Origin of the sequence: Klenkia sesuvii, from assembly GCF_037083825.1 — a bacterium.
GTDB classification, from domain to species: domain Bacteria; phylum Actinomycetota; class Actinomycetes; order Mycobacteriales; family Geodermatophilaceae; genus Klenkia; species Klenkia sesuvii.
The window spans coordinates 74,917-90,502 of sequence record NZ_JBAPLU010000001.1 but is presented as its reverse complement, the minus strand read 5'-3'; the positions used below and the strand labels follow the sequence as shown (position 1 = coordinate 90,502).

Annotated in this window: 17 protein-coding genes; 14 read left to right on the top strand and 3 right to left on the bottom strand. The window is 76.0% G+C overall.

Features of this window, described 5'->3' with window-relative positions:
- Positions 1–5 precede the first annotated feature (5 nt).
- The 10 genes from TEK04_RS00430 (at position 6) to TEK04_RS00385 (ending at position 9,570) form a co-directional block, all read left to right on the top strand.
- Positions 6–1,544, top strand: a complete 1,539-nt coding sequence (locus TEK04_RS00430; RefSeq protein ID WP_336402309.1) for a uroporphyrinogen-III synthase — start codon at positions 6–8, stop codon at positions 1,542–1,544.
- Entirely contained in the window at positions 1,541–2,560 is a 1,020-nt protein-coding gene (gene hemB / locus TEK04_RS00425) for a porphobilinogen synthase (RefSeq protein ID WP_336402308.1), read from the top strand. Before TEK04_RS00430 ends, hemB begins: the two co-directional genes overlap by 4 nt.
- Entirely contained in the window at positions 2,557–3,042 is a 486-nt protein-coding gene (locus tag TEK04_RS00420) for a hypothetical protein (RefSeq protein WP_336402307.1), read from the top strand. The genes hemB and TEK04_RS00420 overlap by 4 nt, the downstream gene beginning before the upstream one ends.
- Positions 3,039–4,418, top strand: coding sequence for a glutamate-1-semialdehyde 2,1-aminomutase (hemL, locus tag TEK04_RS00415; protein ID WP_336402306.1), 1,380 nt, complete (start codon positions 3,039–3,041; stop codon positions 4,416–4,418). The genes TEK04_RS00420 and hemL overlap by 4 nt, the downstream gene beginning before the upstream one ends.
- A gap of 74 nt (positions 4,419–4,492) precedes the next feature.
- The gene (locus TEK04_RS00410) at positions 4,493–5,104 is read left to right on the top strand and encodes a histidine phosphatase family protein (protein ID WP_336402305.1); all 612 of its coding nucleotides are present in this window, start codon (positions 4,493–4,495) and stop codon (positions 5,102–5,104) included.
- Complete coding sequence (locus tag TEK04_RS00405; RefSeq protein WP_336402304.1) at positions 5,101–5,670, top strand: TlpA family protein disulfide reductase; 570 nt, start codon at positions 5,101–5,103, stop codon at positions 5,668–5,670. The genes TEK04_RS00410 and TEK04_RS00405 overlap by 4 nt, the downstream gene beginning before the upstream one ends.
- A 1-nt stretch (position 5,671) precedes the next feature.
- On the top strand, positions 5,672–6,493 hold the full coding sequence (locus TEK04_RS00400; protein ID WP_336402303.1) for a cytochrome c biogenesis CcdA family protein: 822 nt from the start codon (positions 5,672–5,674) through the stop codon (positions 6,491–6,493).
- Between the two features lie 53 nt (positions 6,494–6,546).
- Entirely contained in the window at positions 6,547–8,091 is a 1,545-nt protein-coding gene (resB, locus tag TEK04_RS00395) for a cytochrome c biogenesis protein ResB (RefSeq protein ID WP_336402302.1), read from the top strand.
- On the top strand, positions 8,088–9,056 hold the full coding sequence (gene ccsB, locus TEK04_RS00390) for a c-type cytochrome biogenesis protein CcsB (RefSeq protein WP_336402301.1): 969 nt from the start codon (positions 8,088–8,090) through the stop codon (positions 9,054–9,056). The genes resB and ccsB overlap by 4 nt, the downstream gene beginning before the upstream one ends.
- Before the next feature lie 112 nt (positions 9,057–9,168).
- On the top strand, positions 9,169–9,570 hold the full coding sequence (locus TEK04_RS00385) for a hypothetical protein (protein WP_336402300.1): 402 nt from the start codon (positions 9,169–9,171) through the stop codon (positions 9,568–9,570).
- 78 nt (positions 9,571–9,648) lie between these two features.
- On the opposite strand, the gene TEK04_RS00380 is transcribed toward TEK04_RS00385, so the two are convergent.
- Positions 9,649–9,879: a hypothetical protein gene (locus TEK04_RS00380; protein WP_336402299.1), complete on the bottom strand. Its 231-nt coding sequence runs from the start codon at positions 9,877–9,879 to the stop codon at positions 9,649–9,651.
- Positions 9,880–10,012: 133 nt separating this feature from the next.
- On the opposite strand from TEK04_RS00380, the gene TEK04_RS00375 reads away from it, so the two are divergent.
- Positions 10,013–10,498 (top strand): Lrp/AsnC family transcriptional regulator, encoded by a 486-nt coding sequence (locus tag TEK04_RS00375; protein WP_336402585.1) that lies wholly within the window; start codon positions 10,013–10,015, stop codon positions 10,496–10,498.
- Positions 10,482–10,826, top strand: coding sequence for a DUF4229 domain-containing protein (locus tag TEK04_RS00370; RefSeq protein WP_336402298.1), 345 nt, complete (start codon positions 10,482–10,484; stop codon positions 10,824–10,826). Before TEK04_RS00375 ends, TEK04_RS00370 begins: the two co-directional genes overlap by 17 nt.
- Here the strand turns inward: TEK04_RS00370 and TEK04_RS00365 are convergent.
- Both TEK04_RS00365 and menE read right to left on the bottom strand, forming a co-directional pair.
- Positions 10,819–11,688 carry a 1,4-dihydroxy-2-naphthoate polyprenyltransferase gene (locus TEK04_RS00365; RefSeq protein WP_336402297.1) on the bottom strand — a complete coding sequence of 290 codons (870 nt, stop codon included), beginning with the start codon at positions 11,686–11,688 and terminating at the stop codon, positions 10,819–10,821. The two genes, TEK04_RS00370 and TEK04_RS00365, sit on opposite strands and share 8 nt — an antisense overlap.
- A complete protein-coding gene (gene menE, locus TEK04_RS00360) occupies positions 11,688–12,824 on the bottom strand; it encodes an o-succinylbenzoate--CoA ligase (protein ID WP_336402296.1) in 1,137 nt (378 codons plus the stop codon). Before menE ends, TEK04_RS00365 begins: the two co-directional genes overlap by 1 nt.
- Before the next feature lie 28 nt (positions 12,825–12,852).
- Here menE and TEK04_RS00355 point away from each other — a divergent pair, with 28 nt between their 5' ends.
- A complete protein-coding gene (locus TEK04_RS00355; protein ID WP_336402584.1) occupies positions 12,853–13,773 on the top strand; it encodes an o-succinylbenzoate synthase in 921 nt (306 codons plus the stop codon).
- Positions 13,770–15,536 (top strand): 2-succinyl-5-enolpyruvyl-6-hydroxy-3-cyclohexene-1-carboxylic-acid synthase, encoded by a 1,767-nt coding sequence (gene menD, locus TEK04_RS00350; protein WP_336402295.1) that lies wholly within the window; start codon positions 13,770–13,772, stop codon positions 15,534–15,536. The genes TEK04_RS00355 and menD overlap by 4 nt, the downstream gene beginning before the upstream one ends.
- Positions 15,537–15,586: the final 50 nt, after the last annotated feature.

Sequence of the window (15,586 nt, the reverse complement as noted above, 5' to 3'; positions counted from 1 at the left end):
ACGCGATGACGCGCTCACGCAAGCAGTCCGGCCGAGTCGTCTTCGTCGGAGCCGGCCCCGGTGACCCCGGCATGCTGACCACCCGCGCCGCCGAGGCGCTGGCCGCCGCCGACCTCGTGCTGGTCGACGCCGAGGTCCCGGCCCCGCTGACCGACGCCGTGCGCGAGGCGCACCCCGACCTCGAGCTGGCCGTCGCCACCGGCGAGCCGGCCGAGGTCGCCAAGTCCGCCGTGGCCGCCGCCAAGGGGGGCTCCGTCGTCGTCCGGCTGGTGGCCGGCGACCCCTTCACCACCGACCTGGTGGTCAAGGAGGTGCTGGCCGTGACCCGCACCAGCGTGCCCTTCGACGTCGTCCCCGGCGTGGCCGTGGGCAGCGCCGTGCCCGCGTTCGCCGGCGTGGCCGTGGGCGCGGGTTCCGTGCAGGCCGACCTGCGCGGCGAGGACCCGGTCGACCTGGCCGCGCTCGCCGCCGCCGCCACCGGCACCGGCAGCCCGCTCGTGCTGCAGGTCGCCGCCGACCAGCTGCCGCTCGTGGCCGCCGGCCTCCTCGAGGGCGGCATGTCCGCCGCGACCTCCGTGGTGGTCACCGCCGACGGCTCCAGCACCGCGCAGAAGAGCGTCGTGGCCAAGCTGGGCGCGGTCGCGGAGAAGGACGCCGGCACCGAGTCCTTCACCGGGTCGGTCGTGGCCACCATCGGGTCGGTCGTGGACAAGCGCGCCCGGCTGGGTTGGTGGGAGTCCCGCCCGCTGTTCGGCTGGCGGGTGCTGGTGCCCCGCACCAAGGAGCAGGCCGGCGACATGAGCGAGCGGCTGCGCGCCTACGGCGCCGTCCCGGTGGAGGTGCCCACCATCGCCGTGGAGCCCCCGCGCAGCGCGGCCCAGATGGACCGTGCGGTCAAGGGCCTGGTCACCGGCCGCTACGGGTGGATCGTCTTCACCTCCACCAACGCGGTGCGCGCCGTCCGCGAGAAGTTCGTCGAGCTGGGCCTGGACGCCCGCGCCTTCGCCGGGGTCAAGGTCGCCTGCGTCGGCGAGCAGACCGCCGAGGCCGTGCGCGAGTTCGGCATCGTGCCCGAGCTGGTGCCCTCCGGCGAGCAGTCCTCCGAGGGCCTGCTCGTGGACTTCCCGCCCTACGACGACGTCTTCGACCCGATCGACCGGGTGCTGCTGCCCCGCGCCGACATCGCCACCGAGACCCTGACCGCGGGCCTGAAGGAGCGCGGCTGGGAGGTCGACGACGTCACCGCCTACCGCACCGTGCGCGCCGCCCCGCCGGCCGCCGCCGTGCGCGAGGCGATCAAGGGCGGCGGCTTCGACGCCGTCTGCTTCACGTCGTCCTCGACCGTGCGCAACCTGGTCGGGATCGCCGGCAAGCCGCACGCCCGCACCGTCGTCTCGGTCATCGGCCCCGCCACCGCGGCCAGTGCCACCGAGTTCGGCCTGCGGGTCGACGTCCAGCCCGAGACCGCCGCGGTCGGTCCGCTGGTCGACGCGCTCGCCGCGTTCGCCGAGGCCCGCCGCGCCGAGGCCGGGTCCGCGGAGTGACGGCGGGGCGGACTCTCGGCGCAGGGCGGCGTGGGGGTGCCAGCCCGGGTTTCGCGCGGGGACGGCGGCTGCGCTCGACGCCGGCGATGCGCCGGTTGACCGCGCAGACCCGGCTGGCCCCCGCCGACTTCGTGCTGCCGGTGTTCGTCAAGCAGGGCATCACCGAGCCGCAGCCGATCTCCTCGATGCCCGGGGTCGTGCAGCACACGCAGGAGTCGGTGCGCACGGCCGCCGCGGAGGCCGCCGAGGCCGGCATCGGCGGGCTGATGCTGTTCGGCATCCCCGCCGACAAGGACCCGGTGGGCTCCCAGGCCGACGCCGCCGACGGCGTGGTCAACGTCGCCCTGCAGCAGCTGCGCGCCGACCTGGGCGACGAGCTCGTGCTCATGGCCGACCTGTGCCTGTGCGAGTACACCGACCACGGCCACTGCGGCGTGGTCACCCCGGCGGGCGTCGTGGACAACGACCCGACGTTGGACCGCTACGCCGCCGTCGCGATCGCCCAGGCCCAGGCCGGGGCGCACCTGGTCGCCCCCAGCGGGATGATGGACGGCCAGGTCGCCGCCATCCGGGCCGGGCTGGACTCCGCCGCGTTCACCGAGGTGCCGATCCTGGCCTACGCCGCCAAGTACGCCTCGGGCTTCTACGGCCCGTTCCGCGAGGCCGCCGAGGGTGCGCCGCAGTTCGGTGACCGCTCGACCTACCAGATGGACCCGCCCAACGCCGCCGAGGCGCTGCGCGAGGTGGCCCAGGACCTCGCCGAGGGCGCCGACGCCGTCATGGTCAAGCCCGCGCTGCCCTACCTGGACATCGTGCGGCAGGTCGCCGACGCCGTCGACGTCCCGGTCAGCGCCTACCAGGTCAGCGGTGAGTACGCGATGGTCGAGGCGGCCGCCGAGCGCGGCATGCTCGACCGCCGCCGGGCGATCCTCGAGACCCTGACCTCGATCCGCCGCGCCGGCGCGGGCACGGTCCTGACGTACTGGGCGGTCGAGGCCGCCGGCTGGTTGCGGTGACCTACCGCGAGCCCGGCGGGTCCTGGCGCACGCTCTGGTCGATGGTCTGGGCGTTCGTCGTCCTGGCCGTGCTCGACGCCGTGCTCCCCGGCCAGGACGTGCCGCTGCTGGTCTGGGTGGTCGCCGTCGTGGCGGTGCTCGGCATCGTCGCGGCCGGGACCGTGTCGGCCAACCGGGTGTGGACGGTCACCGTCGTCGACCGCGGCCCGGACGCCGGGCTGACCGTCGGCCGCGAGCGGTTGCCGCTGACCGAGGTCGACCCGACGTCGCTGTCCGGCGAGGTCGGCGTGGACGTCGGGGCACCCGTGCTGGGCGGCGGCGCCGACGTCCCGAAGGGCCGAGTCGGCCTGCCGCTGCGCCGCACCGACGGGACGACGGTGCTCGTGCCCACCCGCCGGCCCGCACAGCTGACGGTTGCCCTGCGCACAGCTCTGACGGGGGCCACCGGTTCGTCGGAGCAGCCTGGGACAGTGGAGCCGTGAGCTACCCGCGCGACGCCCACGAGGCCTACCCCTACGGAGCGCCGGCCTCGGCCGACCTGTTCGAGCGCGCCGCCGCCGTGACCCCCGGCGGGGTGAACTCGCCCGTGCGCGCCTTCCGCGCCGTCGGCGGCACCCCGCGGTTCATGGCCTCGGGGTCGGGTCCGTGGATCACCGACGTCGACGGCCGCCGCTACGTCGACCTGGTCAGCTCGTGGGGCCCGATGATCCTGGGCCACGCGCACCCCGCCGTCGTCGCCGCGGTGACCGAGGCGGCCTCCCGCGGCTTCTCCTTCGGCACACCCACCGCCGGCGAGGTCGACCTGGCCGCGGAGATCGTCGACCGCGCCGGCGTCGAGCAGGTCCGGCTGGTCAACTCCGGCACCGAGGCGGTGCTCTCGGCGATCCGGCTGGCCCGCGGCGCCACCGGCCGGTCCGTCGTCGTCAAGTTCGCCGGCTGCTACCACGGCCACGTCGACGCCCTGCTGGCCGCGGCCGGCTCCGGGGTGGCCACGCTCGGGCTGCCCGACACCCCCGGCGTCACCACCGGAGCCGCCGCCGACACGGTCGTGCTGCCCTACAACGACGTCGCCGCCGTCGAGGCCGTGTTCGCCGAGCGCGGCAGCGAGATCGCCGTCGTCGCCACCGAGGCCGCCGCCGGCAACATGGGCGTCGTCCCGCCGCTCGACGGGTTCAACGCCGAGCTGCGGCGGATCACCGCCGCGCACGGCGCGCTGCTGCTGGTCGACGAGGTGATGACCGGCTTCCGGGTCAGCCGCGCGGGTTGGCACGGGCACGAGCACTACGACGCCGACCTGGTCACCTTCGGCAAGGTCATGGGTGGCGGTCTGCCGGCCGCGGCCTTCGGCGGCCGCCGCGAGCTCATGCAGCAGCTGGCCCCGCTCGGCCCGGTCTACCAGGCCGGCACGCTGGCCGGGAACCCCGTCGCGGTCGCCGCCGGGCTCACCACGCTGCAGCACTGCACCGACGAGGTCTACGCCCGCTGCGACGCCGTCGCCGCCACGATCTCGGGCGCCCTCACCGACGCCCTCGCCGCGGCGGGGGTCGCGCACCGCCTGCAGACCGCCGGGTCGATGTTCTCCGTCTTCTTCGTCCCCGACGGCCGCGTCGTGCGCGACTACGACGACGCGCGCACCCAGGAGACGGCGCAGCACACGGCGTTCTTCCACTCGATGCTGGCCGACGGGGTGTACCTGCCGCCCTCGGCCTTCGAGTCCTGGTTCGTCAACGCCGCCATGGACGACGAGGCCGTGCAGCGCGTGCTCGACGCGCTGCCCGCCGCCGCCCGCGCGGCCGCCGCGGCCACCCCGGGTGCCGCACCGACGGTCTCGCACGACGCCCAGGCCCTGCAGCCGTGACGGACCCCGTCCTCCCCTCCGCTCGCGAGCTCGCGCGGGAACCCGGGACGCGGCCGTTCACCACCGTCCACGTGATGCGGCACGGTGAGGTGTTCAACCCGACCGGTGTGCTCTACGGCCGGCTGCCCGGGTTCCACCTCTCCGACGCCGGGCACGGCATGGCCCGCACCGCCGCCGACTGGTTCGGCCAGCACCGTCCGATCACCCACCTGGTCGCCTCCCCGCTGCAGCGCGCACAGGAGACCGCGGCGCCCATCGCCGAGGCGCTCGACCTGCCGATCGCCACCGACGAGCGGCTGGTCGAGGCCGGCAACCAGTTCGAGGGCCAGACCTTCGGCGTCGGGGACGGCGCGCTCAAGCACCCGGCCAACTGGTGGCGGCTGCGCAACCCGTTCCGGCCGTCCTGGGGCGAGCCCTACCGGGAGATCGCCGAGCGGATGCTGGGCGCGGTGCACACCGCCCGCGACGCCGCGCGCGGCTCGGCGGCCGTCTGCGTCAGCCACCAGCTGCCCATCTGGGTGCTGCGGCTGACCGTCGAGGGCCGCAGCTACGTGCACGACCCCCGGCGGCGGCAGTGCGGGCTGGCCAGCGTCACCTCGCTGACCTGGGCCGGCGACGAGCTGGTGCGGGTCGACTACGCCGAGCCGGCGGGCCCGGCCGGGAAGGGCACGGTGGGCGGGGCATGAGGAAGCTGGCCCTCGCCGTCCTGACCGCGCTCGCGGTGGCGGGCTGCTCGACCGGGTCGGGCCAGGTCGACGTCAACAACGGCGGGGAGTTCCGGTTCGTGCAGGGCACGCCGTCCGGCGGGGTGATCGCCGAGGACGAGCGGCAGTCGGCGCCGGAGTTCTCCGGGACGTTGCTGGACGGGGGCGACTGGAGCTCCGACGAGCTCGCCGGCGACATCGCCGTGCTCAACGTCTGGGCGTCGTGGTGCGCCCCCTGCCGCGTCGAGAGCCCGGAGTTCGAGCGCGTCCACCAGGACCTGCGCGACGACGGTGTCCAGTTCCTGGGCCTGAATGTCAAGGACCAGCAGCAGCTGGCCCAGGCGTTCGTGGCCGACAAGGGGCTGACCTTCCCGTCGCTCTACGACCCCGCCAGCGAGGTCGCCCTGGCCTTCCGCGACTTCCCGACCCGGGCCATCCCGTCGACGATCGTGCTGGACCGGCAGCAGCGCGTGGCCGCGGTGTTCACCGCCGCGGTGAGCGAGGACGACCTGCGGTCCACGCTCGACCAGCTGCTGGCGGAGGGCTGAGGTGGGCAGCACCTTCGCCGGTCTGGTCACCGACGGTCCGTTGCTGGTCGCCGCGGCCGTCTCCGCCCTGGTGGGGCTGATCAGCTTCGCGTCGCCGTGCGTGCTGCCGCTGGTGCCCGGTTACCTCTCCTACGTCACCGGCCTGGTCGGCAGCGGTGCCCGCACGCGGACGCCGCGACCGGACGGGGACGGCGGGGGTGCAGTGGCCACCGCGGTGCGGGCCGACGAGCGCCCGCCCCGGGGACGCATGGTGGTCGGCGCCGTGCTGTTCGTGCTCGGCTTCACCGCGGTCTTCGTCTCCTTCGGCGCCGCGTTCGGGGGCCTCGGTCGTTGGCTGGCCGTCTACAACGACGAGATCACCCGCGTCATGGGTGGGGTCACCGTGCTGGTCGGCCTGGGCTTCCTGGGCTGGATCCCGTTCCTGCAGCGCACGAAGAAGCTCTCCCTGAAGCCGGCCGCGGGCCTGGCCGGGGCCCCGCTCCTCGGTGTGGTGTTCGGGCTGGGGTGGACGCCCTGCCTCGGACCGACGCTGGGTGCGGTCAACTCGCTGGCCTTCTCCGAGGCCACCGCGGCCCGGGGAGCCTTCCTCGGGGTCGCCTACTGCCTCGGGCTGGGCATCCCCTTCGTCCTGGTCGCCCTCGGCGCCCGCTGGGCGGTCGGGGCCACCACGTTCCTGCGGCGCCACGCCGCCGCGGTCAGCCGGTTCGGCGGCGCCGTGCTCGTCGTCGTCGGGCTGCTGCTGCTGACCGGCCTGTGGGGTGAGGGCATGCTCTGGTTCCGCTCGTGGCTGGGGTCCACCGGGTTCGGGGAGTTCTTCCTGTGACCACCACCGTCGAGCGGCCCGCGCCTCGTCCGTCGCCTCGCAGGGCGGCTCCCGTGCAGAAGGTCTCCTCGACGCTGCTGCGGTGGTGGCGGTCGCTGACGGCGATGCGGACGGCGCTGGTCCTGCTCTTCCTGCTCGCCGTCGCCGCCATCCCCGGGTCCCTGCTGCCCCAGCGGTCGCTGTCGCAGAGCCAGGTCAGCGGCTACTTCGCCGAGCACCCCGACCTGGCGCCGGTGCTGGACAAGCTCTACCTGTTCGACGTCTTCAGCTCGCCGTGGTTCGCCGCGATCTACCTGCTGCTGTTCCTCTCCCTGATCGGCTGCGTGCTGCCCCGGGCCGTCGAGCACGCCCGCGCGGTGGTCGCGGCGCCGCCGCCGGCGCCGCGGCACCTGCACCGGCTGCCCGACAACCGGGCGCTGGACACCCCGCTGCCCGCCACCGAGGCGCTCGACGCGGTGGAGGAGGAGCTGCGGGTCCGCCGGTTCCGGGTGGTCCGCCGCGACGGCGCGCACGGCCCCGAGCTGTCGGCGGAGAAGGGCTTCCTGAAGGAGACGGGCAACGTCGTCTTCCACCTCGCCCTGCTCGCGTTGCTGCTGGGCCTGGCCGGGGGGAAGCTGTGGGGGTACGAGGGCAGCATCCTGGTCACCGAGGGCGACCGGTTCTGCAACACCTTCCAGCAGTACGACAACCACAGCGAGGGCGCGCTGGTCGACACCGCCGACATGACGCCGCTGTGCGTCACCCTCGAGGACTTCCGGGCCGAGTACGAGGACAACCTCACGGCCGCGTCGTTCACCGCCGACATCTCCTACGGCCTGGCCGGGTCGGCCAGCCGCGCCACGACGATCGGGGTCAACGACCCGCTGCGCTTCGAGGGCGACCGGGTCTACGTCACCGGCCACGGCTTCTCGCCGGTGTTCAGCGTGACCTTCCCGAACGGTGACTCCTTCACCGACGTCTCCGCCCCGTTCCTGCCCTCGGACACCGCGACGATGTCCAGCCAGGGTGCGCTCAAGCTGCCCGACGTGCCCGGCAGCGACGAGCAGCTGGCCCTGGAGGGTTTCTTCGCCCCCACCGGCTCGATGCAGGGAGGCGTGCTCACCTCCATCGACCCCCGGCCGCTGGACCCGCAGGTCGCCCTGTTCGTGTACGAGGGCTACCTCGGCCTGGACTCGGGGATCCCGCAGAACGTCTACTCGGTCGACCAGACCCAGATCGACCGCGGCACCCTCGAGCGGGTCGGTGCGGCCAACCTGTCGGTGGGTGAGTCGACCACCCTGGCCGACGGCACCGTGATCACGTTCTCCGGCCTCAAGCAGTTCGCCGCCATGCAGGTCTCCCACGACCCCGGCCAGCTGTGGGTGCTGGTCTCGGCGATCGCCATCCTGGTCGGCCTGCTGGGCATGCTGCTGCTCCGCCGGGAGCGGGTCTTCGCCCGCGCGGGGGCCGCCCGCGGTGGCGGCGCGGGTACCGTCCTGGCCATCGGTGCGCTCACCCGGGGCAGCGCCGACACCGCGCCACGCTTCACCGCACTCACCGACGACGTCGCGGCCGCCCTGGCCCGCCGCGCCCGCACCGAGGAGAACCCCAGCTCGTGACAGACGAAACGCTCGCCGCGCTGTCGGACACCCTGTTCTCGGTGTCGGTGGGGCTCTACTCCCTGGCGGTCGTCGCCTTCTGCGCCGAGCTGGCCTTCGGGCGCGCGGTCGCCCCGGCCCGCGAGCTGGTCGCCGCCGGTGGCGCGCCCGCCGGCCCTGCTGCCCCTGTCGCGCCGGGTGCGGACGACGAGCCCGCGCGCGCCCGCCGCTGGGGCATGGTCGCCATGGGGCTCACGCTCGTCGGCGCCCTCGTGCACACCGGTGTGCTGGTCACCCGCGGCATGGCCACCGGCCGGCTGCCCTGGGGCAACATGTACGAGTTCGGCACGGCCGTCGTGCTGGTCGCGGTCGTGGTCTACCTGGTGCTGGCCGTGCGCACGCCGGCCCTGCGGCACATCGGCATCTTCGTGCTCGCCCCCGTGGTGCTCTCCATGGTGGGCATCGGGCTGTTCCTGTACGCCCAGGCCGGTCCGCTGGTGGCCGCCCTGCGCTCGGCCTGGCTCGCGGTGCACGTCACCACGGCCATCCTCGGCTTCGGCATCTTCTTCGTCTCGGGCATCGCCAGCGTCATGTACCTGGTGCGCAGCCGGTACGAGGCCAAGCTGGCCGCCGGTCAGGCGCCGCTGTCGCGCATCGTGCACCGGCTCCCCTCGGCCGCCGCGCTCGACCGCACGGCGCACCGCACCGCGGTGTTCGGTTTCCCGATCTGGACCTTCGCGGTCATCGCCGGCGCCATCTGGGCCGAGAGCGCCTGGGGTCGGTTCTGGGGCTGGGACCCCAAGGAGACGTGGGCGTTCATCGCCTGGGTGGTGTACGCCGCCTACCTGCACGCCCGCACCACGGCCGGCTGGCGCGGCCGCCCCTCCGCCTGGGTCAACGTGGTCGGCCTCGGCGTCATGGTCTTCAACCTGCTCTACGTGAACATGGTGTCCACCGGGCTGCACTCCTACGGCGGGCTGAACTGACCCCTGGGTCACTCTCCGTGATCCCCGATCGGGGGATCCGGCGGTGTCCAGGCTGCCCGCCAGGGCCTGACGTGCGACCCTGCTGACATGAGCGAGCGCAGGGGACCTCACCGTGGGTAAGCACAGCGCGGCCGACGGCGCCGTCGTCCACCCCATCGTGGCCACGGCTCTGCAGCAGCGCGGTCAGGCCGGCGCCCAGCCCCGCCCGCCGCTGGGTGCCGCCGACGCCGGCTCCCCGGTGGGGTGGCCGCAGGAGCCGCACCGCGGGGAGGGCATCGGGTGGCCCACCAGCGGCCAGCCGGCGCCGCACGACACCCACCGCGGAGACACCGGTCCGGCGGTCACCGCCGAGGACGACCACCCCGAGGACGACCACCCGAAGGACGACGGCTCCGTGCTGGCCGCCCTCGACGCCGCGGCGGCCGAGGACGGGAGCGACGAGGTCGAGCAGGCGCCGACCCGGCGCGGGGGCTGGCGGCGGCTGTTCGGCGGCGGGTCGACCAGCGCCGCCTGAGGAAGGACCCCGTCGCCCCCCAGACCACGCCCCGCGCGGCCCGGGCCCCCTGCAACATGGCCGTTCCCGCGGGTGCGGCTACGCGGAGGCGGTGCCGTCGTCGCGGCGCGTGCGGCGGTCGAGCTCGCGCAGGAAGTCGGGGTCGTCGTCGGGGGCCACGACCCGCGGCGGCGGCTTGGGCCCGCGCGGACGCGGCGGCCGGCGCAACCCGCCGTTGCCACCGCCGTTGCCGCCACCCTGGGTGGCCGCAGCGCGCATCACCAGCACGACCACCGCGATGGCGATCACCAGCATGACCAAGAAGACCACCGGTCCACCCTTCCCCGCAGACGTGCCCGACCCGCCGAGACCCCAATGTAGGCGCTCGCGCGATACTCGGTGGGGTGCCCGCGAGGCCCCAGCCCTACACCCGCGCACCGCACACCCCGCGCCGCACCCGTGTCTGCGCCGCCCCGTCCCTGCCCCTGCCCCGGAGGCCGACATCGACGCCGTCGACCAGCAGTTGCTGACCCTGCTGCAGACCAACGGGCGCGCCAGCTACGCCGAGCTCGCCCGCCAGGTGGGTCTCTCGGCCCCGGCCGTGCACGAGCGGGTGGGCAAGCTGGAGTCCGCGGGGGTCATCACCGGCTACACCGCGGTCGTCGACCCCGCCGCGGTCGGCCTCGGCGTCACCGCGCTCATCGGCATCATCGACAGCGACGAGGTCGACGACGTGGGCATGCTGGAGGCGATGTCGGACCTGCCCCAGGTGCAGGACTGCTGGCGCACCGCCGGCACCGAGGGCTACGTCCTCAAGGTGCGGGTGACCGACATCCCGGCACTCGAGGACACCATCAACGCGTTGAACCGGGTCCGGGGTGTCTCGCGCACCCGGACGACCGTCGTCCTGTCGACCAAGTGGGAGGGCCGCCATGGCCGAAGCGAGTGAGATGGCCGCACCGAGCGAGCCCAACCGGCCCGTGGGCCCGACCGGGGGGCCGGCCAGCGCGCCGTCGGTGTGGCCGCTGCTGGCGCTCTACACCCTCGGCCGCATCGCGCTGGCCGCCGCGCTGGTCGCCCTGCTGTGGGTGCTGGGGCTGGGCAGCTTCCCCGGCCTGCTCTTCGGCCTGCTGCTGTCCATGCCGCTGTCGTTCGTGCTGCTCAAGCCGCTGCGCGAGCGGCTGACCGAGGCCATGGCCGCCCGGTCGGTCACCCGCCGGGCGGCCAAGCAGGACCTCCGCGCCCGGCTGAAGGGCACCGACGACCCCGTCAGCTGAGCGCCAGCCCCAGCGCGAACGCCACCCCGGTCGCCAGCGTCGCCCGGCCGGTGCCGCCGAGGGCGGCGATCAACGCCGGCCCGGTCGCACCGCTCAGCACGGTGCGCACCGGCGGGACGGCGACGGGCGCGGCCAGCAACCCCAGCAGCGCCCACGGCCGGACGACGCCGACGGCCACCACCACCACGAACGCGGCGACGACCAGCCCGGCGAAGAACCAGCGGGTGGCCTGCTCGCCCAGCAGCACCGCCAGGGTGCGCTTGCCGACCGCGGCGTCGCCGTGCACGTCGCGCAGGTTGTTGACCACCAGGATCGCGGTGATGAGCAGGCCGACCGGCACCGCGGCGGCGAAGGCCAGCCCCTCGACGGTGCGGGTCTGCCCGAAGGTGGTGCCGACGACGGCGACCAGCCCGAAGAACACAAAGACGAACACCTCGCCCAGCGCCCGGTAGCCGTAGGGGATCGGCCCGCCGGTGTAGGTCCAGGCGGCGGCGATGCTCACTGCGCCGACCGCGACCAGCCACCACGACGACACCGCCGCCAGCGCCAGCCCGGCCACCCCGGCGACCGCGAACGACAGCAGCGCGGCCACCAGGACGGCCCGCGCCGAGGCAGCCCCCGACCCGACCAGCCGCATCGGTCCCACCCGGTCGGCGTCGGTGCCGCGCTTGCCGTCGGAGTGGTCGTTCGCGTAGTTCACGCCCACCTGCAGCGCCAGCGCGACCACGAGGGCCAGCAGCGCGGGCCCGAGCCGGAACCCGTCGAGGGCGACGGCTACGCCGGTGCCGACCAGCACGGGGGCGACGGCGGCGGGCAGCGTGCGCGGACGGGCGCCGGCCAGCCACTGGGCAGGGGTGGCCATCAGGCTCCTCCGATGAGTCGGGCGACCGCGCGGCGGTCGGGCTTGCCGGTGTGCAGCACCGGGACGGCGTCGACCACGTGCAGCTCCTTCGGGGCGGCCGGTGCACCCAGCCGCGCGGTCACCCACGAGCGCAGGACGGCGAGGTCGGGTGCGCCACCGGGGGAGGGGACGACGGCGGCGACCACGCGGGCGCCCCACTCCGCGTCGGGGCGGCCCAGCACCACCGCGTCGGCGACGGCGGGGTGCTCGCGCAGCGCGGCCTCCACCGCCGCCGGGGCGACGTTCACCCCGCCGGTGACCACGACGTCGTCCAGCCGGCCGTGCACGGTCAGCAGCCCGTCGGACCCGAGCGCCCCGGCGTCGCGGGTGCGGAACCAGCCGTCGACGAAGACCTCGGCCGTGGCCGACGGGTCCAGCCGGTAGCCCGCGGCGAGCTGGGGCCCCGACAGCTCGATGCCGTGCTCACCGGCGCGCACCCCCACGCCGTCCAGGGGGACGCCGTCGTAGACGCAACCGCCGGCGGTCTCGCTCATGCCGTAGGTGGTGACGACGGGGACGCCGGCGTCGCGGGCCCGGGCCAGCAGTGCCGGGTCGGTGGCGGCGCCGCCGACCAGGACGGCGTCGAACGCGCGCAGGGCGTCGGGCTCGGCGGCGAGGAAGCGGCGCAGCTGGGTGGGCACCAGCGCGGTGTACCGGCGGTCGCCCGGCGCCCGCCCGAGCGCGTCGGCCAACGCTTCGCCCGGGGCCAGGACGGCGGGGGCCTGGTCGGCCAGCGCCGAGCGCACCAGCACCTGCAGCCCGGCGACCGCGCTGACCGGCAGCGCCAGCACCCAGCCGCCGGGTCCGCCCAGCCGGTCCAGCGTCGCGGTCGCCGACGCCTGCAGCGCGGCGGCCGACAGCAGGACCCCGCGGCCGTCGCCGGTCGAGCCGGAGGTGAGCACGACCAGGTCGGCGCCGTCCTCCAGCGGGACCTCGGGCCGCAGCACCGCCCGTGCGCGGGCGGCGGACCCGGCGTCGGCCGGGACGACGGCCAGCGGGGCCCGGCCGTCGAGGGCCGCGCGCAGCGGCGGCCACACGTCGGTGAGCACCGCGGGCCCGGGGGCCGGCGCGGTCACCAGGGAGAGCTGCCGGGCCACGAGGACCCAGCCTAGGCTCGGCACCGTGATGGACGTGCGGGTGTGGTCGACGCCGCTGCGCACCCGGTTCCGCGGCATCGATGTGCGCGACGGGGTGCTGGTGCAGGGGCCCGCGGGGTGGGGCGAGTTCTCCCCGTTCTGGGACTACGCCGACGCCGACGTCACGCGCTGGTGGGCCGCGGCCGTCGAGGCCGCCACCGTGGGCTGGCCGGCGCCGCTGCGCACCTGCGTCCCGGTCAACTGCACCGTGCCGGCGGTCGGGCCCGAGCGGGCCCACGCGATCGTGACGGCGTCGGGCTGCCGCACCGCCAAGGTGAAGGTCGCCGAGCCCGGGCAGACCGACGCCGACGACGAGGCCCGGGTCGAGGCCGTGCGCGACGCCCTGGGCGCGGGTGGGGCCGTGCGGGTCGACGCGAACGCCGCCTGGTCGGTGGACCGGGCCGCCGAGCGGATCGCCGTGCTGGGCCGGTACGACCTGGAGTACGTCGAGCAGCCCTGCGCCACCGTCGCCGAGCTGGCCGCGCTGCGCCGGCGGGTCGACGTCCGCCTGGCCGCCGACGAGGTGGTGCGTCGGGCCGCGGACCCGGCCGGGGTGGACCTGCGCGAGGCGTGCGACGTCGTCGTCCTCAAGGTGCAGCCGCTGGGCGGCGTGCGCGCGGCCCTGGAGGTCGCGCGGGCGCACGGGCTGCCGTGCGTGGTGTCCTCGGCGCTGGAGTCCTCGGTCGGCATCGCCGCCGGGGTCGCCCTGGCCGCCGCCCTGCCCGAGCTGCCCTTCGCCTGCGGGCTGGCCACCGTCGCGCTGTTCGACCACGACGTCACCACCGAGCCGCTGCTGCCGGTCGACGGGGCGCTGCCGGTGCGGGCGGTGGCCCCGGACCGTCTGCCGGCCGCCGACCCCGACACCGAGCGCCGCTGGTTGGCCCGCCTCGAGCGGGTGCGTGCCGCGTGAACCCCTCCACCGCCTTCGCCCGGGTCCTGGTCGACGAGCTGGTCCGCGGCGGGGTGACCGACGCCGTCGTCTGCCCCGGCTCGCGCTCGGCCCCGGTGGCCCTGGCGCTGCACCAGGCCGAGCTGTCGGGCCGGCTGCGGCTGCACGTGCGCATCGACGAGCGCACCGGCGCCTTCCTGGCCCTCGGCCTGGCCAAGGCCGCCGGCCGGCCGGTCCCGGTCCTCACCACGTCCGGGACGGCGACCGCGCACCTGCACGCGGCGGCGCTGGAGGCCGCGCACGCCGGCGTCCCGCTGCTGCTGCTCACCGCCGACCGGCCCCCCGAGCTGCGCGGCACCGGCGCCAACCAGACCGTCGACCAGGTCGGCCTGTACGGCGGGGCCGTCCGCTGGGCGACCGACCTGGGCGTGCCCGAGGAGGGCCGGGAGGCCGCGCAGAACCGCTACTGGCGCTCGGTGGCGGCCCGGGCGCTGCTGGTGGCCACCGGCGCGCTGTCGGGCGACCCGGGGCCCGTGCACCTCAACCTGGCGCTGCGCGAGCCCCTGCTGCCCGACGGGCACGACCCCCGGCCGGCCCCGCCCGCGGGTGCGTGGGCCGGTCGCCCCGACGGTGCGCCCTGGACGGCGGCCACCCCGGGCACCGGGCCCGGGCCCATGCTGGCCACCCCGCCCGCCGGTGCCCCGCCCGGGCCCGCGCGGTCCCGCCGCACCCTGGTGGTCGCCGGCGACGCCCCGGTGGCCCTGGGCCGCGGCACCTCGGTGATCGCCGAGCAGCGCGGGTGGCCCGTGCTGGGCGAGCCCAGCAGCGGCACCTGGGGCGGGTCGGGTTCGGTGCGCGGCGCGGCGCTGCTCCTGGGGTCGGGGGCCTGGGCCGCCGAGCACCGGCCCGACCGGGTCGTGGTGGTGGGCCGACCGACGCTGAGCCGGCCGGTGTCGGCGCTGCTGGCCCACCCCGACGTCGTCGTGGACACCGTCACGCCCCACCCCGGCTGGCCCGACGCCGGCCGGGGCACCCACCGGGTCGCCGGCGTGCTGCCCGACCCGGGCGCGGTCGTGGGCGGCCGCGACGTCTCGGGGCACGTGGTCCCCGACGGCTGGGCGCAGGAGTGGGCGCAGGCCGCCCAGCGCGCCGGGGCGGCCGTCGACGAGGTGCTCGACGCCGACCCGCGGCTGACCGCGGCGCGGCTGGCTCGCGACCTGGTCGCCGCGCTGCCGGCCGGTGCGCTGCTGGTGCTCGGCTCCTCCAACCCGGTGCGCGACGTCGACCGCTACGCCGTGCCCCGCGCCGGCCTGACCGTGCTGGCCAACCGGGGCGTGGCCGGCATCGACGGCACGGTCTCCACCGCGATCGGCGCCGCACTGGCCCACCAGGGTGCCGGCGGCGGTCCGGCGTACGCGCTGATGGGGGACCTGACGTTCCTGCACGACCTGCAGGGGCTGCTGCTCGGCGACGGCGAACGGGTGCCCGACCTGACCCTCGTCGTCCCCGACAACGACGGCGGTGGCATCTTCGCCCAGCTCGAGCCCGGCCGGGCCGAGCACGCCGCGGGCTACCGCCGGGTGTTCGGCACCCCGCACGGGCGCGACCTCGTCGCGGTGGCCCGGGCCCTGGGCTGGGCCGCCACCGCGGTGCACGACCCCGACGGCCTGCGCGGCGCGCTGGCGCTGGGGGGCCCGCGGGTGGTCGTGGTGCGCGGTGACCAGCGCGCCGAGGCCGACCTCGCCGTCCGCCTCCGCGACGCCGCCCACGCCGCGCTGTCCTGAGGCCCCACCCCGCGCGGAGGGTGCAGCAGATCGGCGTCGAGGTCGACCTC